At 67.8% G+C, this 20,823-nt stretch carries 21 protein-coding genes; 11 read left to right on the forward strand and 10 right to left on the reverse strand.

Annotated features, from left to right (window positions below):
• Positions 1 to 272 precede the first annotated feature (272 nt).
• The 4 genes from ATJ93_RS10675 to ATJ93_RS10690 form a co-directional block, all read right to left on the reverse strand.
• Complete coding sequence (locus ATJ93_RS10675; protein WP_120244631.1) at positions 273 to 1,499, reverse strand: M48 family metallopeptidase; 1,227 nt, start codon at positions 1,497 to 1,499, stop codon at positions 273 to 275.
• 129 nt (positions 1,500 to 1,628) lie between these two features.
• Positions 1,629 to 2,909, reverse strand: a complete 1,281-nt coding sequence (locus tag ATJ93_RS10680) for an amidohydrolase (RefSeq protein WP_120244632.1) — start codon at positions 2,907 to 2,909, stop codon at positions 1,629 to 1,631.
• Between the two features lie 104 nt (positions 2,910 to 3,013).
• Positions 3,014 to 3,574 (reverse strand): DUF302 domain-containing protein, encoded by a 561-nt coding sequence (locus tag ATJ93_RS10685; protein WP_120244633.1) that lies wholly within the window; start codon positions 3,572 to 3,574, stop codon positions 3,014 to 3,016.
• A gap of 146 nt (positions 3,575 to 3,720) precedes the next feature.
• Entirely contained in the window at positions 3,721 to 4,056 is a 336-nt protein-coding gene (locus ATJ93_RS10690; RefSeq protein ID WP_120244634.1) for an uS10/mL48 family ribosomal protein, read from the reverse strand.
• Between the two features lie 182 nt (positions 4,057 to 4,238).
• Here ATJ93_RS10690 and ATJ93_RS10695 point away from each other — a divergent pair, with 182 nt between their 5' ends.
• Positions 4,239 to 4,670 carry a bis(5'-nucleosyl)-tetraphosphatase gene (locus ATJ93_RS10695; RefSeq protein ID WP_013881447.1) on the forward strand — a complete coding sequence of 144 codons (432 nt, stop codon included), beginning with the start codon at positions 4,239 to 4,241 and terminating at the stop codon, positions 4,668 to 4,670.
• Positions 4,671 to 4,761: 91 nt separating this feature from the next.
• On the opposite strand, the gene ATJ93_RS10700 is transcribed toward ATJ93_RS10695, so the two are convergent.
• Positions 4,762 to 5,160: an RDD family protein gene (locus ATJ93_RS10700; RefSeq protein ID WP_245977547.1), complete on the reverse strand. Its 399-nt coding sequence runs from the start codon at positions 5,158 to 5,160 to the stop codon at positions 4,762 to 4,764.
• 147 nt (positions 5,161 to 5,307) lie between these two features.
• Here ATJ93_RS10700 and ATJ93_RS10705 point away from each other — a divergent pair, with 147 nt between their 5' ends.
• Both ATJ93_RS10705 and ATJ93_RS10710 read left to right on the forward strand, forming a co-directional pair.
• Positions 5,308 to 6,396: a DUF5787 family protein gene (locus ATJ93_RS10705; RefSeq protein WP_120244635.1), complete on the forward strand. Its 1,089-nt coding sequence runs from the start codon at positions 5,308 to 5,310 to the stop codon at positions 6,394 to 6,396.
• A gap of 77 nt (positions 6,397 to 6,473) precedes the next feature.
• The gene (locus ATJ93_RS10710) at positions 6,474 to 6,932 is read left to right on the forward strand and encodes a nucleoside deaminase (RefSeq protein ID WP_120244636.1); all 459 of its coding nucleotides are present in this window, start codon (positions 6,474 to 6,476) and stop codon (positions 6,930 to 6,932) included.
• Positions 6,933 to 6,993: 61 nt separating this feature from the next.
• On the opposite strand, the gene ATJ93_RS10715 is transcribed toward ATJ93_RS10710, so the two are convergent.
• Positions 6,994 to 7,401, reverse strand: coding sequence for a Zn-ribbon domain-containing OB-fold protein (locus tag ATJ93_RS10715; RefSeq protein ID WP_120244637.1), 408 nt, complete (start codon positions 7,399 to 7,401; stop codon positions 6,994 to 6,996).
• Entirely contained in the window at positions 7,398 to 8,564 is a 1,167-nt protein-coding gene (locus tag ATJ93_RS10720) for a thiolase C-terminal domain-containing protein (protein WP_120244638.1), read from the reverse strand. Before ATJ93_RS10720 ends, ATJ93_RS10715 begins: the two co-directional genes overlap by 4 nt.
• 129 nt (positions 8,565 to 8,693) lie before the next feature.
• Here ATJ93_RS10720 and ATJ93_RS10725 point away from each other — a divergent pair, with 129 nt between their 5' ends.
• Positions 8,694 to 9,782, forward strand: coding sequence for a M42 family metallopeptidase (locus ATJ93_RS10725; RefSeq protein WP_120244639.1), 1,089 nt, complete (start codon positions 8,694 to 8,696; stop codon positions 9,780 to 9,782).
• A gap of 25 nt (positions 9,783 to 9,807) precedes the next feature.
• Here the strand turns inward: ATJ93_RS10725 and trkA are convergent, their stop codons facing one another.
• Complete coding sequence (gene trkA, locus ATJ93_RS10730; RefSeq protein WP_120245248.1) at positions 9,808 to 11,145, reverse strand: Trk system potassium transporter TrkA; 1,338 nt, start codon at positions 11,143 to 11,145, stop codon at positions 9,808 to 9,810.
• A gap of 145 nt (positions 11,146 to 11,290) precedes the next feature.
• Here trkA and ATJ93_RS10735 point away from each other — a divergent pair, with 145 nt between their 5' ends.
• Positions 11,291 to 12,475 (forward strand): plastocyanin/azurin family copper-binding protein, encoded by a 1,185-nt coding sequence (locus ATJ93_RS10735; RefSeq protein WP_120244640.1) that lies wholly within the window; start codon positions 11,291 to 11,293, stop codon positions 12,473 to 12,475.
• A gap of 51 nt (positions 12,476 to 12,526) precedes the next feature.
• Here the strand turns inward: ATJ93_RS10735 and ATJ93_RS10740 are convergent, their stop codons facing one another.
• Both ATJ93_RS10740 and ATJ93_RS10745 read right to left on the reverse strand, forming a co-directional pair.
• Complete coding sequence (locus tag ATJ93_RS10740) at positions 12,527 to 13,066, reverse strand: SRPBCC family protein (protein WP_120244641.1); 540 nt, start codon at positions 13,064 to 13,066, stop codon at positions 12,527 to 12,529.
• 92 nt (positions 13,067 to 13,158) lie between these two features.
• Positions 13,159 to 14,403: a M48 family metalloprotease gene (locus ATJ93_RS10745; protein ID WP_120244642.1), complete on the reverse strand. Its 1,245-nt coding sequence runs from the start codon at positions 14,401 to 14,403 to the stop codon at positions 13,159 to 13,161.
• A 165-nt stretch (positions 14,404 to 14,568) separates the two neighbouring features.
• Here ATJ93_RS10745 and ATJ93_RS10750 point away from each other — a divergent pair, with 165 nt between their 5' ends.
• From ATJ93_RS10750 to hpt, 6 genes are all read left to right on the forward strand, one after another.
• Entirely contained in the window at positions 14,569 to 15,306 is a 738-nt protein-coding gene (locus ATJ93_RS10750) for an NAD(P)/FAD-dependent oxidoreductase (RefSeq protein WP_120244643.1), read from the forward strand.
• Between the two features lie 158 nt (positions 15,307 to 15,464).
• Positions 15,465 to 17,600: an IucA/IucC family protein gene (locus ATJ93_RS10755; RefSeq protein WP_120244644.1), complete on the forward strand. Its 2,136-nt coding sequence runs from the start codon at positions 15,465 to 15,467 to the stop codon at positions 17,598 to 17,600.
• Positions 17,601 to 17,705: 105 nt separating this feature from the next.
• On the forward strand, positions 17,706 to 17,987 hold the full coding sequence (locus ATJ93_RS10760) for a hypothetical protein (RefSeq protein ID WP_120245249.1): 282 nt from the start codon (positions 17,706 to 17,708) through the stop codon (positions 17,985 to 17,987).
• Between the two features lie 92 nt (positions 17,988 to 18,079).
• Positions 18,080 to 19,255 (forward strand): bifunctional phosphopantothenoylcysteine decarboxylase/phosphopantothenate--cysteine ligase CoaBC, encoded by a 1,176-nt coding sequence (gene coaBC, locus ATJ93_RS10765; protein ID WP_120244645.1) that lies wholly within the window; start codon positions 18,080 to 18,082, stop codon positions 19,253 to 19,255.
• A gap of 170 nt (positions 19,256 to 19,425) precedes the next feature.
• Positions 19,426 to 20,025: a DUF7344 domain-containing protein gene (locus tag ATJ93_RS10770; RefSeq protein ID WP_120245250.1), complete on the forward strand. Its 600-nt coding sequence runs from the start codon at positions 19,426 to 19,428 to the stop codon at positions 20,023 to 20,025.
• A gap of 160 nt (positions 20,026 to 20,185) precedes the next feature.
• Positions 20,186 to 20,755, forward strand: coding sequence for a hypoxanthine/guanine phosphoribosyltransferase (hpt, locus tag ATJ93_RS10775; RefSeq protein WP_013881432.1), 570 nt, complete (start codon positions 20,186 to 20,188; stop codon positions 20,753 to 20,755).
• The last annotated feature ends 68 nt before the right edge of the window (positions 20,756 to 20,823 follow it).

The following is a 20,823-nucleotide window of genomic DNA, read 5'->3' on the forward strand; positions in this document are numbered from 1 at the left end:
CTGCGTGGGTCGCTTCGCGACCCCACTCGGAAAAATCTCGAGAGAGCGAAGCTCTCTCGGACCTCGCGGAATCGAAGATTCCGCTCAGCTACGATGAAAAGCACTCCTCCCTCCGTTCCGGACGCGTAGCGTCCTCCACATCGGTCGTCGGCCCGCTCACGGCTTCGCCGTTCGCGGTGAAAACGGACAGTCACCTGCCTTCCCCCGAGTCGCGAACTTCTCCCGGTGCTCGAAGTTCGCTCCCGGCCAGTGGGGTCTGTGGAACGGCGAAATTACGCTCGAGCGCGGAGTCGCTCGATTCGCTTCTCGGTCGACGGATGGGTACCGAAGAGCGTCCGGCTGACGAATCGGCGTGTCCGGTCGAAGAAGCGGTGTTCCTCCCACGGCGGCGGGACGATCGAGAACGCCGCCGTCGAGCGGTGTTCGCGGAGGTCGTTCGAGGGACGGCGCTCGAGTTCGGCGTCGAGCGTCTCGAGGGCGCCGGCCAGCGCCGCGAGGTCGCCGGTGATCGCGACGGCGCTGCGGTCGGCGACGTACTCGCGGTAGCGGGTGACGACGGCGACCGACCAGCGGACGATGACGATAACGAGACCGCACGGGAGAGCGATGTACGGATTGCCGTTGTAGCGCTCGATGAGCGCAGCCGCGGATGCCGCGGGCACCGACAGCGCGGTCAATACCGCCGCGTCTCTGTTCTTGACGTGGGCGAGTTCGTGTGCGAGGACGGCGTCGAGTTCGCGATCGTCCACGGCCTCGAGTAGCCCCTCGGAGACGACGATCGTGGAGCTTTCGGGCCGGTAGCCGACGGTGGCAGCGGTCGGCGTCGGCGAAACGCCGAGACGGACCGTCGGCGCGGGGAGGTCGGCCTGTCTGGCGAGTCGCTCGACGCGGCGCCGAACGGCTGCGCGGCGCTCCTCGAGGTCTCCGTCGGGTCGCTCGAGGACGCGGGCGGCGTCTTCGACGTCGCGGAGCGGGGCGGTATCTCTGACCCGTTCGGAGTACGCGATCCAGACGACGTGTGCGATGACGACGAGGACGCCGACCGCGGCAGCGGCGGACAGCGGATCGACGATCGACCGCCACGCGACAGCCTCCGTGAACGCGAATCCGACGAACGTCCCGAGGGCCACACCGACGAACAGAGCGAGGATTTTCGGCCAGTTCGCGATCGCCACGGCGGACAGCAGCGTCTCGCCGACGGATTCGACCGCATCGGCGACCCCGTCGTGGGCGAGCCGGTCCGAGAGCGTCCGCTCAGGATAGCACCGTCGGATCACCGTCGCGAGGACGAGCCAGCAGACGAACGCGACGGCGAGCACCAGCGAGCAAACGAACAACAGCGCGAAAAAGTCCTCGAGCGCCACGAGGACGAACAGCGCGACGAACCCGCCGACGACGAACTCGAGCGCGAGGACCGCGAACTGTGCGCTCCCGACGAGGAGGACGGCGACCGCCATCCGCAGCCACAGTCCGACCTGGAGCCGCGTCGGACGGATCACGGAACGACCACCTCGAGCGCGGCCGCGCGTGCTCCCGATCGAGAGCCGTCGGCGGGGTTAGTAGAACGCACCGTCAACTGTGCGTACCGGTAGGATTCCCAAGAAGATTCCGAGTCGGTTCGCGTTCCGTTACCGGTCGCGACCGAGCCGCTCGATCGCGCCCGCGAGCGTGTCGACGCCGTATCGAATACTGTCCTCGTCCACGTCGAACGTCGCGGTGTGGTGACCGCCGGGGTGGTCGGTTCCGACGCCGACGTAGCAGGCCTTCCCGCCGTTGTCCTGCACCGCCTGCATCAGATAGGTCGCATCCTCGCTGCCGCCGAGTTCGTCGCGCTCGAGGACGCTGTCGACGCCCTCTACGGTCCCGGCGACGTCTTCGACGATCGAGACCAGTTCCTGGTCGCTGGTCGCGCTCGGCGCCTCGGCGCCGATCTCGATCTCGACTTCGCAGTCGTGCATCTCGGCGGCGGACCGGAGGACGCGCCGGCTCTTCTGGGTCATGTACTCCATCAGGTCGGTCGTCTCGCCCCGTACCTCGACGACCGTCCGGGCCGACTCGGGGATGACGTTCGAGGCGCTGCCGCCCTCGACGACGCCGGCGTTGACCCGCGTCGCCCCGTCGTTGTGCCGCGGAATGGCGTAGAGGTTCTGCACGGCCGTCGCCAGCGCCTGGACGGCGTTGCGCCCCTGCTCGGGGTGGCCGCCCGCGTGGGCCGGCTCGCCGGAGAACTCGGCCTCGAGGTGCCGAACCGCGAGGAAGCCGTCGATACCGGCGACGATCTCGCCGGTGGGGTGATCGAGGCCGATGTGGAGGGCGAGCAGGGAGTCGACGTCCTCGACGTGCTCGCTTTCGGCCATCGACTTCGCGCCGCCGATGACCTCCTCGGCGGGCTGGAAGAACACCTTCAGCGTGCCCGAAAAGTCGTCGCTGTTCGCGATCCGCTCGAGTACCCCCACGCCGATCGTCGCGTGGGCGTCGTGGCCGCAGGCGTGCATCGCCCCCTCGTGCTCCGAGCGGAAGCCCTCCGCGGCCGGGACGTGCTCGGGGTCGTCGGACTCCGCCCGCGGGAGCCCGTCGATGTCGACCCGCAAGCCGACGGTCGGCCCCTCGCCGCGCTCTAAGACGGCGACGGCGCCGGTGTAGCCGCCCTCGAGTCGCTCGAGAGTTGCCTCGTCGACGTCGGTCTCGAGGGCCCGCTGGTAGGCGTGGGTGAGTTCGGCGTCGTCCGGGACGGCCAGTCGCTGGTCGGTCGCGATGGCGTCGGGCCCGACGTGGAGTTCGGTGAGGTCGTCGCCCAGGCGGGTCTGGAGTTCCTCGACGATCCGTGCGGTGGTGTAGAACTCGCGCCAGGCCGGTTCCGGTCTGCGGTGCAGGTCGCGACGCAGCGAGACGAGATCGTCCGCGGTCATACCTCGACCTCGTCGGGAAGCGTAAAAAGTACTCCACCTTCCGACGGCGTCCGCAGCCGTCCGTTCGGCCAGTGCGGTCGATTCTCGTTCGATCGGGCGACCGGCTAGCCGCCTCGAGCGACGGCCAGGGCGAGCCCCTCGAGTGCGTCGGCGATGGTCGCGATCCGATTGCGCAGTTCCTCGCCCTCGAGTCCGTGGCGGCGCGCGAGGTACTGCGGATCGTTGTAGGTCACGTAGACGTCGCCGTCGGCTTCCCAGACGAGCAGTTTCTGCGGGAGGTCGATCGCGATCGAACGCTGCGCCTGCATCAACGGCGTCCCGACGGCGGGGTTGCCAAACAGGAAGAGCGTCGTCGGCGGTAGCGATTCGTCGACCGACGCGGCGTTCGCCGCGTGATCGACGGTCGTTACGAGCGTCAGGTCGCGCTCTTCGAGTGCCGGTTCGACCCGGGCGACGGTCGTCTCGAAATCGTCATTACTCTCGCGTGTTACCAGTCCGGCCTCGTCGCGGTCGGTTGGACAGTCCGAATCGCCCTTCCTCGTTCCTGTCGCTGACTCGTCGCCCGCGACGGCCGCCGTCGAACCGACGGTGCCGAGTGCCGTTCCCGCGCCGAGCAACTGGACGAACCGTCGCCGCGCAGCGGTCGCAGGTCGATCGTTCGTCATGGGTGACGACCGGCGAGACGCCGACCCCGACCGTAGTTATGCGGCTGATTTGACACGCTAACGGACCGTTGGCCGCTGAAACGATGAACAGAGCAATTAGCGCGGCAGAATCGGGATCGAGACCGAACGACGCCGAGAGACTGTGGTTAGTTCGTTCGTCCCGTCCCGCGGAGCTGTTCGACCTCGGCCTCGACGTGGATCGAGTCAGGGAACTCCCGCGCGGCGACCTCGCGGGCGAACTGGTCGTGGCCGTGGATTTCGAGTTCGCGGGTGAAGACGGTGTAGTCCCACGACGAGAATCGGCGGTCGTCGTCCGCGTGGAGTCGGCACCGCTGGGGGACCGAAATCTTCTCCGGCGGATTGGAGTGGGGCCCCTTTAGTGCGGCGCCCTTCCGTTCGGCGGTGGACTTGATGTCGTCGACGATGCCCTCGAGCGCGGCGCGATCGCCGCTCTGGAGCGTGAGCCGGGTGACGAAGGTCATGGATACGACATCGTCAACGGCCGGGGCGTAAAAGCCTGCTGAGATCGGGTGGAACGGTCGGTGCGTGCCGATTCGACGGTTCGCTGACGAAACCCCGCGTCCGACAAAACCGCGAACCCGGACAGTGTCCGTTGGACGAACAGTCCGATATTCTCTTAACGTCGTACGTATTAGTCCAGTTAATGGCAGTCGAAGCTACGAGCGCAGGCGCGATCCTCTTCCGCGACACGCGGGGCCGGCGCGAGTATCTTCTACTCAAGAGCCGCCCGGGCGACTGGGAGTTTCCGAAGGGCGGTGTCGAAGGAGATGAAGAGCTACAACAGACGGCGATCCGCGAAGTAAAGGAAGAGGCAGGTATCGAAGAGTTCCGGCTCCTCGACGGTTTCCGCGAGGACTACGACTACGTGTTCGAGGCGAACGGCAAGACGATCCACAAGACCGTTCACCTCTTTATCGCGAAGTCGTTCGAGGCCAGCGCGGAACTCTCAAACGAACATCGCGACCTCCAGTGGCGCGATTACGAACAGGCTGTAAACACCGTTACCCAGGACGGTCCGCGCGAGATTCTCGAGCAGGCCCACGAGTTCCTCGACGAACGCGAGGAAGAGGTGTAGCCGGGCGGCGACGATCGCCGCTTCGCGCCGACGGGACGTCGCTTGCTGAACCCGCTATCGTTGTTCGACGACGATGGTGTCCGCAACGAAGTCACCGACGCGTTGGTTCTCGTCGGTGAGCAGAATCATCGCTATCGCGACCAGGTTGAACGTCGGTAGCGAGTCGATGACCCACAGTATATTCCGGATTCCGGAGGATCGACGCGCCGATCGTACAGTTCGATCCGTCCGATTTGACCACGACCAGGCCCAGCAGATACTTTCCGGGGGTGTAGCCGTACAGCCCCTCGAGCAGGAAGGCGTAGACGATCGTCACCGCGAACCCGACGAGTAGTGCCAGCGCGCCGATGACATCGCCAAGGAGCGTTCCGAAGCCGACGAATACGCCCCAGATGAGTCCGACGAGTAGGCTATCGACGAGGAACGCGAGTATGCGCTGGCCGATCACATCGCCGTTCGTTCCCAACCGTGGTGCGGGATATTTCTCCATGCTCAACGCACTTTTATCGCGCTGAATATATGTTGATATTCCGACCGACCTGTGGTATTACTTACCGGTCCCGTCGCGATGATCCGCTAACCACCACGAGAGTCGACCGAGTAGCCTTTCGTCCCCCGGTTCCAAGGACGGAAAGACGTGGCCGACGACACAGTCGATTCCGAGTTTGCCTTCGAACTCCGAACCTGTCGGTGGGCCGAGCGGGCGTGGCCCCCCGGTGGCAACGCCGGCGATAGCGACGGGCCCGCGACGATCGTCGCCCGGCAACTCGGCACCAAGCGCCGCCGCTGGGATACCATCGTTTTCGAGTGCGATCCCGGGGCCCTCCGACAGCGGGCGAAGTTCGGCGCGAAACGACTCGACGGCGACCTCCTCCATATCGTCCGGAACGCGCCCGCCGAGTGGACCTACTACCGCGACGCCCTCCCGCATCCCGGCTACCCGTGGCGCTACGTCCGCGAGGCGATCCACCGGGCAGACGACCGCGGGATCCTCGAGACCCGAAAGAACGGCAACCGGATCGAGATCCGGCGCAAGTGGCCCTACCCCGAGTGGGTCGAGCGCATCGTCGCGATCGAGAACAAGCCCGACCTGGACGCCAGCGCTGCGCGGACGCTGGGCCCGCAACTCGAGTACGACGTCGCAATGAGTCTCGCTGACGAGGTCTGGGTCGCGACCCAGCAGACGGGCGAACGCGTCGAACCGGTACTCCTCGAGGGCCTCCCCGTCGAAGCGGGCGTGTTGGCACTCGAGCCCGAGGCCCTCGAGGCGGAAGTCGCGTGGTACCCGCGCAGTCTCGCGGTCGAGGAGCCGGGAACGCGCATCCTCGAGCGACCGGACGACGGCGACCGCGGGGGATCGGCGGCGCGGTTCGAGTACGTCGATCCCGAAGAAAAAGCGACGACGCGACGACTCATCGCCGAGCGGGCCTACGAGCGGGGGTGGCGTTCGTTCGCCGACACGATGCGGCCGGACTGTCGGCACTTCGAACTGCGCGCTGCGGGGCCGCAGGACGGCTCACAGCTGGTTCCCTACTGTACCGGAAAAGGGGACTGTCAGACCGCCGCCGAGTGCGCCGGTTCGTGTCCCGACTTTCAGCCGGAGCCACCCGTCTGGCGAACCAAGGGGTGGCCGATCGAGGGCGGGCCCGGAAAACGGCTCAAGCGGTTGCTCGCGGACCGGCGCCGCCGCCGGCGACCGGGACTGGACGGCGGCGCGACGGAGTAGCCGGCGAGCCGAGCGACGGTGCCCTCGAGCGCGCTGCACGGCGCCGACTACTAACTGCTGGCGGTGGAAGGGACCGTATGAGCACGGACACGGATACGGAGTACATCAGGGAGGCGATCGAGCTGGCGCGCGAGGCCGTCGCCGACGGGAACACCCCGTACGGATCGCTGCTCGTCGTCGACGATACCGTCGTCAAGCGCTCGAGGAACACCACGGTAACTGAGAACGACGTCACTGCCCACCCCGAGCTCAAGCTCGCGCGGTGGGCGGCTCGCGAACTCGACGCCGCCGACCGCGAGGACTGCACGATGTACACCAGCACCGAACCGTGCGAGATGTGCGCGACTGCGATCTACTACGCCGGGCTGGATCGGGTCGTCTACAGCGTCTCCGGGGAGTCGGTGGCGAACGTGCGGGGAAAGGCGAAAAGCGGCATCTCCTTCGAGGAGGTGATCGACCGCAAGGGCGGCTCGACGGACGTCGACGGACCGATCCTCGAGACCGAGGGGAAACGTGTCCACGAGGAGTTCTACTGAGCGAGGCGCCGCCCGATGAACCGCCGGCGTTCGCGCTGGCGCGGCCGCTAGCGTGCTCCCGTCAGGCGGACCGGAACGACACCACGCGCTCGCCCGTCGTCTCCGAGACCGTCACCGCGATCTCGACCTCGAGACCGCGCTCGACCGCCTCGGGATCGACCCCGGTGACCTGGCCGGTGAGCCGAACGGGGCCGAAGTCGGCGATAGCCGTGGCGTACGGCGCGTCGTCCTCGAAGGATGGCGTCGCCACGTGCGTGACGGTGTATGTCTCGATCTCGCCGGTATCGGGGAGCGGCCGCTCATCGAGTTCCGTCGAGCCGCACTCCGGACAGATCCGCCGCGGCGGCAAGGAGCCGTGACCGTCGGCACACTCGAGGTAGTAGGCCTCGCCGTCCGCGGCGGCGTCGAGCCACTCGTCGAAGCCGGCGTCACGGACGCCCGAGGTCTCGAGTTCCGAGTCGTCGCTCATGCAACCACCTCCATCACGTGCACGGTCGCACTGGCGACCGTGCCACCCGCGTTGTGCGCGACGCCGGTCGTCGCGTCCTCGACGTACTTGCTGTTCGGATGCGTCCCCTCGAGCAGCGTCGCGATTTCGGCGACCTGCGATGCACCGGTCGCGCCGACCGGGTGGCCCTTCGCCTTCAGGCCGCCCGAGAGGTTGACCGGCGTCTCGCCGTCGGCGGTCGTCCGGCCGTCGCGGGCCGCGGAGATTCCCTTGCCGACGTTCGCGAGATCGAGCGCCTCGAGCGCGAGGACCTCGGCGATCGTGAAGCAGTCGTGGACCTCAGCGAAGTCGACGTCGCTCGCGTCGACGCCGGCGTCGGCGTAGGCTTCCGCGCCGGCCGCGCGAGCCGCGGGCGAACGCGCAAGGTACTCGCGGTCGTGCAGCGCCATCCGATCGCCGCCCTGGCCGGTGCCGGTGATCGCGACCGGCGCCTCGATCCCGTGCTCGTCGGCGTACTCCTCGCTGGTGAGCACGAGCGCGGCCGCGCCGTCGGAGATCGGACACGAGTCGTAGAGGCCGAGCGGCGTCGACACCGGCGGCGCCTCGAGGACGTCCGCGACGTCGATGGGCTTCTGGTACTGGGCCTTCTCGTTGTTCAGGGCGTTCTCGTGGTTCTTGACCGCGATGTGGGCGAGATCTTCGTGCTCGCCGCCGTACCGGTCGAAGTACGCCTGGGCCATCAGCGCGTAGGCGCCGGGGAAGGTCATCCCCGCGCGGACCTCCCAGAGATCGTCGGCGGCGATGGCCAGCGCCTCGGTTGCGCCCGCGGTGCCGAGGTTGGTCATCCGCTCGGCACCGCCGACGAGGAGGACGTCGTGCTCGCCGTTTCGGAGCCGCATCACCGCGTCACGGATCGCGGCGCCGCTCGAGGCGCAGGCGGACTCGTAGCGGGTTGCGGGCGCCTGGACCCCCGCAGCCTCGGCCATCAGCGGCCCCTGGTGGCCCTGGTGTTCGGCCAGTTCGCCCATGAAGTTGCCGTAGAGGACGGCCTCGACGTCCGTCGGCGGAACGTCGCTGTCCGCGAAGGCTGCGGCGCTCGCTTCGGCGAAGAGGTCCCGACTCGTCCGCTCGGGGGCGTTGCCGAACGGCGTAATGCCGGTCCCTGCAACACGTACGGTAGACATACCCTTTCATAGCGTGCCGACGGGTTAATACTCCGCGGTCGGCGCACCGCCGTCGACTCGAGCGCTCGTTGAACTGCAGGGGAGGACCGCTTTCCGCGACTTTATTTTCTCCCTGACGAACGATCCACTATGGAATCCGTTCCCTTCGATGTCGACCTCCTGACCGAACTGACCGAGACGAGCGGCGTCCCCGGCTACGAGGACCGCGTTCGCGAGCTCGTGATTGACGAACTCGAGGACACCGTCGACCGCGTCCGTACCGACGCGATGGGCAACGTCGTCGGGACGCTCGAGGGCGGTGCGGACTCGGACTCGGACTACTCCGTGGCCGTCGCGGCGCACATGGACGAAATCGGCTTCATGGTCCGCCACGTCCGCGGCAGCGAGGACGGCCCCGGGTTCGTCGAACTCGAGGCGCTCGGCGGCTGGGACGCGCGAGTGCTCAAGGCCCAGCGCGTGACGATCCACACCGAGGACGGCGACCTGCCGGGCGTCATCGGCTCGCCGCCGCCCCACACGCTGGACGACGAGGAGCGCGAGAAGACGCCCAAGGTCGAGGACGCCTTCGTCGACGTCGGCCTCCCCTACGAGGAACTCGAGGAACGGGTCTCGCCGGGCGACCTCGTGACGATGGACCAGACGACCGAACTGATGGGCGAGACGATCACCGGCAAGGCCTTAGACGACCGGGTCTGCCTGTTCGCGATGCTCGAGGCGGCCCGCCGGCTGGCCGACGGCGACGGCCCCGAGGCGACGATCCACTTCTGCGCGACGGTCCAAGAGGAGGTCGGCCTCCGCGGTGCGAAGGCACTAGGCGTCGACGTCGATCCGGACCTCGCGATCGCGCTCGATGTCACCGTCGCCAACGACGTGCCCGGCTTCAGCGACGGCGAACACGTCACCGACCTGGGCGACGGCGCGGCGATCAAACTCAAGGACGGCAGCGTCATCACGAGCCCGAAGGTCCACCGGCGGCTGAAGGCCGTCGCCGAAGACGAGGAAATCGACTACCAACTCGAGATCCTGCCGGCCGGCGGCACCGACACGGCCGGCTTCCAGAACGTCGCGGGCGCGAAGCCGGTCGGCGCGATCTCGATTCCGACGCGGTACCTCCACACCGTCACCGAGACGGCCCACGTCGACGACGTGGCGGCGACGATCGATCTGCTCTATGCGTTCCTCGAGAGCGAGGACGGGAGCCAGGAGTACACGCTGTAATCTGCGTCGAGAACTCCCGAAACCGCTACAGCGCCGACGCGACCTCGTCCAGCACGTCGGTATCGACGAACACGACCACGTGATCGCCCCGCTCGAGGACGGTGTCCCCGCGGGGCGTGATCAACCGCCCGTCGCGGGTGATCGCACCGACGACGACGCCCTCGGGCAACTCCCGCATGACGTCGCTGATCCGGTTCTCGAGCAGCAGGCTGTCGTCGTCGATCTCGATCTCCAGGACCTCCGCGCGGTCCGACTCGAGCATCGCGACGTTTTCCGTTCGGAACTCGCGGGTAAATCGCGTGATTTCCTCCGCGGTGACCGCACGCGGATTGATCGCGACGTCGATGCCGACGGTCTCGAAGAGGTCGACGTACTCGGCCTCCTCGACGACGGCGATCGTTCGTTCGGCGCCGACGCGCCTCGCGAGCAAGGAGACGAGTAGGTTCTTCTCGTCGTTCTCGAGCGCGGCGACGACGATATCGGCCTCGCCGACGTGTTCGCGGACGAGGAAGTCGGCGTCGGTCGCGTCGCTCTCCAAGACGACCGTACCGGGCAACCGCTCGGCCAGTTCGCGGGCCCGCTGGTGGTCGCGCTCGACCAATCGGGGCTCGAACCCCTTCTCCTCGAAGAGCCGCGCCGCCTGGTAGCCGATCTCGCTGCCGCCGATGACGACGATCTCGTTCGCGTCCTCGAGCGTCGGTGCGGGTGTCACCACGCCGGCGAACTGGCGGACGCTCTCGGACGAGCCGATGACGACGACGCCGTCCTCGGGGCGGATAACCGTCTCTCCCTGCGGAATAATGACGTCGTCGCCGCGGATGATCGCCGCGAAGGTCAGCGATTCGAAGCGGTCGGCCTCGGAGACGGTCTCCCCCGCAACGGGGCTGTCGGCGTCGACCTCGAACTCGGCCATCTGAACGAGGCCGTCGGCGAAGGTGTCGACGTCGGCCGCACCCGGCAATCCCGCGATGTTGACGATCTCCTCCGCGGTGTGGAGGTCGGTCGAAACCATGAAATCGACGCCGAACGCACTCTGGGAGCGTTCCCACGTCCGGAGCAGGTTCGTCCGCTTGACCCGGGCGATGGTAAACGACTCCGTGATGGCCTTCGCCGCGCCGCAGATGACGATGTTCGTCTCGTCGCCGTCGGTGCTCGCGATCACCAGCTCCGCCTCCTCGATGCCGGCGTCCTCGAGTACGTCGATCGAGGTGCCGTCGCCCTCGATCGCCAGCACGTCGTGGGCGTAGGTCACCGACTCGACGCGGTCCTCGTCCCGATCGATCACGACGACCTCGTGTTCGGCCGCGAGGCTCTCGGCGATGCTCGAGCCGACCTCGCCCGCGCCGACGACGATCACGCGCACGGCCACTCACCCCAAACGGCAGCCATGATCTTCGGTTCACGGGCGACGTGTAAGTGGGTTGTCCCGGCAGCCTTCCCGGCCCCGTAGTTAGCGGCTCGGAAAACACGCTCGAGGGTATTTACCCGACCTGTGCGTCGATCGACACATGAACACGAATCGACGGACGCTGATACTCGGCGGCGTGGCCGTCGCAAGCGCCCTCGCCGGCTGTCTGAACGATACCCGCGGGGACGAAACCCAAGCCGACGCTACCGCGGACAACGGAACGGCGACCTCGAGCGAGAGTGGCGACGACGGCACCGACACGACTGATTCGGATACCAGCGACGGAGCCCCTGAAGCGGCACGAACGGCGGGCAGGGCGACACTCGAGGCGATCACGGACGGCGAATTCGACGAAGCGGCCGCGGACGCGCCTACTGCGTTCCTCGAGGACCGCAGCCGGGACGAACGGAGGAACGCCTACGAACGGCTCTGGCAACCGGACCGGATCCGCTCGATCGAGTTCTCGGCGAGCGATACGGACGAGTCTCTCGCAACGGCGTTCGACGAACTGGCGGCGACTGACGGGACGCAGACCTATCAACTCGAGTACGACGTCGCGTTCGAAACGCAGGGCGAGCGGTACGAACGGCCGGTCACCGTCGCCGCCGCCCAAATCGACGGGGATTGGTACACCTGGGTCGACGGCGACGGCTGGCTCACCCTCCGCCCGCAGGCCGCAGTCGACGTGTCCAGGGAGGATCCGGGGACCGTCACGATCACACTCATGGACCGGAGCGAGCTGACGACCGTGTTCGTCCGCGGCGACGGCATCGACGAGCCGGCCGACTACCGGCTCGAGTCGGTCGGCGACAGGCTCACGATAACGGTCGCCGACGTGGGTTCCGGCCCGTTCGACGTCGTCGCGTCGATCGAGGGCCCCGACAGCGAGACCGCGACGACCCTCGAGACGGTCTCGCTGACCGATCCGAGCGCGTGGGCGGACGTCGAGGAGATTACGCTCGAGGGACGGACCGTCAGCTGGGAGGGCGTCGAACCCGCACACATCGAGGGGATCGAAAATCCGACCCTCGTGCTTCAGAAGGGACGCGCGTATACGATCACCGTAACGAACGGGGACGGTGCCATCCACAAGTTCGAACTCCGGGACGAGGACGACGCGGTCGTCGACGACTACGAGACCGACCTTCTCGAGGGCGAAGGCGCCGAGCAGGAGTTGACAGTAACTGCGAGCGACGAACTAGCCAGTTACGCCTGTGCACCGCACGAATCGCTGATGGACGGCGATATCACCGTGGTGGACTCGTTCGACGGGAGCGATTCCTGAGCAAAGCCGCCCTCGGAAACGCCCTTCGGCGGCGCGGTCAGCGGTTAGGGATCAGGGAACCTCGTGCACCGTCAGTTCCACGTCTCGAGGGGTCGACCGCTGTTCGATGTCCGCGACCAATCGTTCGACGACCTCCTCTGCCTCGCTGAGCAGTCGCGGCTCGACCTTCTCGATCACCCAGTCCAGCGAGACGAACCGGGGGAGCGAGAGCGCGTTCTCGTTCGCGGAGTGGGGGTCGTAGACGGCCTCGAAGTAGATCCGGCTCGCGGTCTCCGCGTCCGTATCCGTATCGGCGGGGAGCGCCTCTGGTTCCGCCTCGACGCGCCACTCGCCTCGCGCGTCGATGTCGTTGATCAGTCGCCACTCGAGCGATTCCGGCGCGGAGATGTCGGTCACCTTCGAGCGGGCGGTGTAGCTGAGCTTCCACCAGGCGAGTCGCAGGTCGTAGACGGAGTCGACGCCGCCGTCGCCGTGTACCGTCACCTCCTTTAAGTGCTCCGTATACCGGGGATAGTCGGTAAACGAGCGCACGTACGGAAAAACCTCCTCGGGCGGACGGTAGGCGACGGTACTGAGGAGAATTCGGTCCACGACAGGCCCTATGAGCGGTTCGAAAGTAAGGATTGCTATCGTCTTCAGGCCGCAAAGCGAGGTCCCGATCGCCGGTCGCCGAAGCGACCGGCTCAGTCGCCGGTCGTCGAGCGCGAGTCCGAGTTCGAGCCCGGGTCCGAGTCGAGTTCACCGTCGGCGTCGAGATCGGAATCCGTGCGACCCTCGCCGTCGACGTTCCGAACAGAGTCGATCCGGTCCGCGATCGGCGGGTGATGGGTCGCGAGCGCGTAGAGTAACCCGGACTCCCGTCTCATGTCGTTAGCCGACGCGAGCACCTCGAGCGCGTCGGCGGTCGCCTCGACGCCAGCCCGGCGGGCGGCGTAGGCGTCCGCGCGAAACTCCTGCCAGTACGCGAGGCCACCGAGCAGGACCACGTGATACAGCGCGTACAGTCCCATAAACGGCAGGAAAAAGCCGAGGAAGCCGAACTGCTCCTCGAGCGCACCGATTCCGATGACGTCGGCGCCGGCGATCCAGAGGCCGAAGACGGCCACCGTCAAGAGGCCGCGCTGCCAGAGGTGGCGGCCGGCAATGTGGCCGAACTCGTGGGCGAGGATCGCCTGCAGTTCGTCGTCGTCGCACTCCGAGAGGAGGTAGTCCGTGAGGAAGACGTACCGGAAGCCGGGGATCGTCCCGGCCACGAGGGCGTTTGCGGTCTTGGTCGACTCGCCCTCGAGCAGGTAGAGTTCGTGGGGCCGATAATCCAACTCCGAACAGAGCCGGTCGACGCGCTCGCGCTCCGCCCCCTCGATCGGAACCCGGTCCTGAAAGAGTGCGATCAGGTACGGCGAGAGCCCGTAGCTGGCGGCGACGATCGCCCCGAACGCGGCGAGGAGGACGGGGAGCGACGATCCGAAAGACGAGATGACTGCGAGGATGCCGACGATCGAGATGGTGATCGAGACGCCGACGATCGCCAGCGCGGCGAGTACCCCCTTCACAACTCGCCACGACGACGCCTCGGTATCCCGGAGCGAGCGGACCGTGGGGTAGGTTCCAAGCGCCATCGAAACGAGCGGGACGGCGACGAGTCCGAACGTACCGAGCATGATCGCCGCGAAATGGATGAGACCGAGTCCGAACGGGTCCGGTCCGGGCGGGAGAACGGCGGTTGTTCGATCGATCACCTCGAGCAGGTGGAGACCGATCATGGCGACGATCGGAAGGACAAACCCGGCGACCTGCTGAACACGCTGGAGTCGGTGGAGCCGATCTTCGACCGGAGCGTCGGTTGCCGCCACCCGACGGGCGTACGCGCGGAAGGCGGCGAACGGGCCGACGGCGAGCGCGAGAACGAACGCGACGATCGCGAACATCGGTCGAACTATCACCGTTACGCCTCAAATTCCTGTCGTTACACTCACAGGATTGAACACGAACGGCCGCGGATGGTTGTGAACGGCCGCGAGCGGAACCGACTCGGACGGCAAATACCGGCTCAGACGGCAACCTTCTATAGCCGCGGTGGGCAACGACGCCCCATGCGAGACGTCTGTATCGTCGGCGGCGGCGTCGCCGGCACGGCCGCATCGATCTTTACCGCCCGCGCGGGACTGGACACCCTCGTCGTCGACGGGGGCGAATCCATCCTCGCGCGCAACGCCAGCCTCGAGAACTACCCCGGCTTCCCGAACGGCGTCGACGCCCGCCGGTACCTCGAGCTGACTCGCGAACAGGCGCGCAACGCCGGCGCCGAGTTCGAACTCGGGCACGTCACCAGCGCGGAGCCGGTCGACGAGGCTGACCTCGAGCAGGGGTTCGTCCTCGAAACCGAGGGCGGCGACCCGCTCGAGGCCCGGCGCGTGATCGCGGCCTCGTGGTCCGACAGCGAGTACCTCGTCCCCCTCGACGTGGGCCGGATGCAACGGGGTAGCAAACACTTCGTCTCGGTCGACGAGGCCGGACGGACGGCGGTCGACGGCGTCTACGCGGCGGGCCGACTCGCCGACGAGCCCCACCAGGCCATCGTCGCGGCCGGCCACGGCGCGAAGGTCGGTCTCGCCGTCATCCACGATTCGGACGCCAACTTCTACCACGACTGGGTCGTCCCGGAGGGGTACTTCACCGGCCGCGGTCGCGACGTGCCGCCGGGCTGCGAGGAAATCGACGACGAGGAACGGCGAGAACGCGACGAGCAGGCGCGGCAACGACTGCTCGAGGCGTTCGAGGAACCGCTCGACGAGGAGCCGACGATGCATCCGAGCGTCGCCCAGGACTGAGGACGCAGCGCTCGCGACCGTGATTCGGCCGGTTCTCAGGGATTAGCAGTCAATTCAGGCACCGGCCTCGCGTCGACGCCGTCCGGTTGCGGTCCCACGCGCTGACGGACACCCCCACGAGTTAACACGGCGCACGTTGGAGGGGACCGACAGTTCCCATGTCCGGGACGTCTCGCGGGAGTCGCGACGCCGACTCCCTCCGGACGGCCGCGGAGCGGGCCGCCCTCGGCGCGGCGACCCGCTACGCTCGCGTCTGCGACCTCTCGAGTCCGGCCGAAGCCGCGTACCTCGAGGCGCTCCCCGCGGCGCGCCGCGAGATCCTCCACCGCTTCGTCCGGGGCGTGATTCGCGGCGAGCCGGCCGGCCTGTCCGCCGCGGTCGTCTCGCCCGAGCCGTCCGCCGTCCCGGACGAGCCGACGCCGCTGGACGCTCTCGAGCGGGCGCACCTGCAGTCGGTCGCCGAGTCGCCGTCGGAGTCGGCGCGTCGGCGCCTCGCGCTCGTCGCGTTTCCGGGATCCGAGAGCGCGCTGATCGTCCCGGTCGCGGCGAGACACGGGTACGATCGGCTCCGCTTCGCCGGTCCGGTTCGGCGGTGGTCGAGGAGTGACGACCGCGGCGGGACCGCGGGATCGAGCGACGGCGACTCCGCCCTCGAGCGCCTCTCGCACCCGGTCGATCTCGTCCCGCTACTCGAGTGCGAGGGCGCGTTCAGGGACGCCGAACAGGCCGAACGGATCCGGGCCGAGGTGGCCGAGAGCGTTGCGAACCTCGCGCTCGCGCGACTCGCGGCGGCCGTCCACGAGCGCCGTGCGGCGGGTCGATCGGACGCTTCCGGGCCCCTCGAGGCGATTCCGAGCGCGATTCCGGCCGCCACCGACGCCGCCGCGTTCGAGCGGCTCGTCACCGACGGCCACCCGTTCCACCCGAGCGGGAAGATCCGACGCGGGATGACCGCCGGAGAGGGGCTCGCGTACGCGCCCGAGTTCAGCGACCGGATCGACCTCCGGTTCGTCGCCGTCGCCCGGAAGTACGCCCTCGAGACGCGTGCGAGCGAATCGGACGACCGGCTGACCGAGCGGCTGTTCGGGACCTTCGACGGCCTCAGGGGCGCGCTCGAGCGCGCCGTCCCCGCGGAGCGGTCCCCCGACGCGTACGCCGTCGTTCCCGTTCACCCGCTGCAGTACCACCGGACGATCCCGGACCGCTACGCCGATCGGCGGGCCGACGGTCGAGTCGTGCCGATCGGCGACTACGCCCGGCCGGTAACGCCGCAACTCAACCTTCGGACGGTGGTGCCCCACGAAAACGGGAGCGAGCGATCCGCGGGCGACGACGGCGCCCGTCCGCACCTCAAACTCGCGATCCCCGTCCAGACGACGAACGTCGTCCGAACGCTGTCGCCCCACGCCGTCTCGAACGGGCCGCAGGTGACCGCCGTCGCGCGAACGATCGCCCGGCGGGAATCGCTCGAGACCCTCGGACTGCTCGCCGAACCCGCGGCGGCGTGCTACTACCCGCCGAACGGCCCTCACCCGAGCGGCGAGGGGTACGACGACGCCCGCCACCTCTCCGGGCTGCTCCGGTCGCCGCCCGCCGGCCATCCGCTCGTTCCGGCCGACGGCACGCCGGTCGTCGCCTCGAGCCTCGTCGCCGACGCGCCGACGACGGGACGGCCGCTCGTCCGCGACCTGATCGAGCAGTACGGATCGGCGACCGGGGTCGCGTCGACCGAAGACGCGGCGCTCTCGTTCCTCGAGCGGTACGTCGCAGTCGTCGTCCCCGAACAGCTTCGCCTGCTGTGCGCGTACGGCGTCGCCCTCGAGAGCCACCTCCAGAACAGTCTCGTCGTCTTCGACGGGGACGCACGGCCGACGGCGACGCTGGTGCGGGACCTCGGCGGGATTCGGGTGCATCGGGGTCGGCTCGCCGAGCGGGGCCTCTCGATCGATCCGTACCCGGACTCGGATCTGGACGCCGACGGCGAGGCGGCGCTCCACCGGAAGCTGTACTACGCGCTCTTCCAGAACCACCTCGCGGAGCTCGTCGCGACGATCGCTCACGCCCTCCCGGTCGACGAACGGGACTGCTGGGCCCTGATTCGCGAGGAGTGCGAGCGCGCGTTCGCGCGGCTCCGTGACGATCCGGCCGTTCCGAACGCGCGGGTTCGACGCGACGAGCGCGCGCTCGTCGCCGATCCCGCGACGCACAAGGCCCTGACCGCGATGCGACTGCGGGGGAAGCGCCACGAGTACGTCACCAGCGAGGTCTCGAACCCGCTGGCTCGAGACGGCTGACGCCGGATCGGTTTCCGAGCGGTGGCGCCCGTCGAGTCGTCCGGTCGTCGGATCGTTCCGCTCGCGACCGGAATATACACGGCGAGCCCGCCCGTTTCCGCCAGTATGACGAAGACCGTCGGCGACCTGCGCAACGAGATTCGACGGGCCGTCGGAAGGTTCGAGCGTCCCGAATCGACCGCGTTCACGAAGGAGTCGCTCGCCGCTATCTGCGACGCCGTCGGGTACGATATCGATACGAGCGATCTCCCGTCGAAATCGCGGATGCGCGCCGGAGTTCTGTGGACCGTCGGCGTCCTCGAGGACGACGATCCCGGCGAAGCCGAGCGGCCCTTCCGGAAGTCCGAACTCGAGGCGATCGCGGCCGAACTCGGCGACGACGCCTAGCGTACCCGGGCACGAAGACGCGGTCTCGCGACGCCGATAGTACCGACGGTGGCTCGCTACCCTTAACACACCGCCGTGAGAACATCGTGCACATGCTCGAGGGAGTCAACGTCGCGCTCGGGGTGACGGGGTCGATCGCGGCCGTCAAGACGGTCGAACTGGCCCACGAGTTGCGACGGCAGGGTGCCGACGTGCGGGGCGTGATGACCGACAGCGCACGGGGGATCGTCCACCCCTGGTCCGTCGAGTTCGCGACCGACAACGACGTCGTCACGGAGATCACGGGTCGCGTCGAGCACGTCGACCTCTGCGGTTCGAACGGCTGGGCCGACGTCTTTCTGATCGCGCCCGCGACCGCCAACACCGTCGGCAAGATCGCCGGCGCCGTCGACGATACGCCGGTCACGACCTGCGCGACGACCGCGCTCGGCGCGGGGACACCGGTCGTCATCGCGCCCGCGATGCACGAGCCGATGTACGACCACCCCGGCGTCCTCGAGGCCATCGATACCGTCGCCGAGTGGGGCGTCGACTTCGTGGACCCGCGCGTCGAGGAAGGGAAAGCCAAGATCGCCACCGAGGAGGCGATCGTCTGTGATGTTGCGCGCGCGGCCGGGAGTCGTCCGCTCGAGGGCGAGCACGTCGTCGTCACCGCGGGGGCAACCAGCGAGTCGATCGATCCCGTCCGCGTAATCACGAATCGGTCGTCGGGGAAGATGGGCCGCGCCGTCGCGAAGGCCTGCTACGCCCGAGGCGCCGACGTCACGCTCGTGCAGGACGGGGACGACGTCCCATACGCCGACGTCCGGGTAGTCGAGAGCGCCGCCGAGATGCTCGCGGCGACGCGGGAAGCCTGCGCGGACGCCGACGCGCTGGTTTCGGCGGCCGCGATCGGCGACTACACCGTCGACACCAGCGACGAGAAGATCCGTTCCGGACAGGACGACCTGACGCTCGAACTCGAGCCGACGCCGAAACTCATCGACGAGATCCGCGCGGCCCATCCGGACCTGCCGATCGTCGGCTTCAAGACCGAAACGTCGGGCGACGAGACGGCGATGGTCGAGCAGGCGCGCGAGACCTTAGAGCGGGCCGACCTCGCGTTCGTCGTCGCGAACGACGCGAGCGTCATGGGCTCGGACCGGACCCGGGCGCTGCTGGTTCACGAGGGCGATGTCGCCCGCTACGAGGGGACGAAAGCCGGGCTCGGCGGCGAGATCGGCGCCTCGATCGCGGCGGTGCTGGGACGCGATCCGGGCGGCGGGTGAACCGGTACCGACGCCCCGCTGTCGAGCGCCGAACGACCCCGGGGCAGGAGAATTATATAGGTGGCGTTCCACCTGCGAATTAATGGGGTGGACGACGGTGCTGTGGGGTCGGGAACCATCGGTAGAGGTGATTTGTGGTGGGACAGAACCAACGGACCGACGCACTCGAGATCGAGACTGAAGCCGACACAGAGCCGGAAACTGAGACTGAGACCGAGTCCCCGACGCTGTCGAAGGGCGAAATCTTCGAGCTCCTCCGGAACCAGCGGCGGCGCTACGTCCTCCACTTCCTGAAACAGGACGGCCGCCCCGTCGAACTCGGCGACCTCGCCCAGCAGGTCGCCGCCTGGGAGTACGAGACGACGCCCGATCGGGTCACGCCGGAGCAACGAAAGCGCGTGTATACGACGCTCCAGCAGACCCATCTCCCGAAGATGGACAAAGCCGATATCCTCACGTTCGATTCGGATCGGGGCGTCATCGAATCGACCGACCGGACCCGGGACATCAGCGTCTACCTCGAGATCGTCCCCGGCCACGAGTTCGCGTGGCGGGAACTGTACCTCTCGTTGGGCGCGATCAGTTGCGCGCTGGTCGCCGCACTCTGGCTCGAGATCTACCCGCTGACGGTGCTGTCGGGACTGACGTGGGCCGGCGTGATCGCCGTGACAGTAACGGTAACCGCGATCGCACAGATCTACTACGAGCGAAACATGCGACTCGGCGCGAGCGAGCAGCCGCCGGAACTCAGTTACCGAGCTGACGACTGACTGTGCCGTTGGCCCGATAGGCGGCCACACTCGTCGTCAGCAGGTCGGATCCGAACCGAAACCGCGACGGAACCCGGCTTCGCGTCGCGTGTCGAGCGTTCGCATTCGACGCGTTCCGACGGATCGTCAACTTTTACTCCGCTACCGACCGACCGACGACATGGATCAACTCAAACAGTCGCTCCTCGAGGCGCCGATCATCGAGAAGAACGGCTATCACTACTTCGTTCACCCGATCAGCGACGGCGTCCCGAAGCTCGATCCGACGCTCCTGCGGGAGATCGTCATCCGAATCATCCGAAAGGCCGAACTCGAGAACGTCGACCGGATCGTCACGCCCGCGGCGATGGGGATTCACATCTCGACGGCCGTCTCCCTGATGACCGACATCCCGCTGACCGTGATCCGGAAGCGACAGTACGGCCTCGCGGACGAGGTCGCGATCTCCCAGCAGACCGGTTACTCGGAGAACGAGATGTACATCAACGACGTGCGCGAGGGCGAGCGCGTGCTCGTGCTCGACGACGTGCTCTCGACCGGCGGCACGCTCGCGGCGGTGCTGGACGCGCTCGACGAGATCGGCGCCGAGGTCATCGACACGGTCGCAGTCATCAAGAAGGTCGGCGGCGAGAACAAGGTCGACGACGCCGGCTACGACGTGAAGACGCTGATCAACGTCGACGTCGTCGACGGCGAGGTCGTGATCGTCGACGAATCGGGCGACGACTGATCGGACCCGGTCGATTCAATCGCGGCGAGCGACGGCATCGGACCGGCTACAGTGGTCGACTCCGACGA

The sequence above is a fragment of the Halopiger aswanensis genome, from assembly GCF_003610195.1.
In the GTDB taxonomy this organism is placed as follows: Archaea; Halobacteriota; Halobacteria; order Halobacteriales; family Natrialbaceae; genus Halopiger; species Halopiger aswanensis.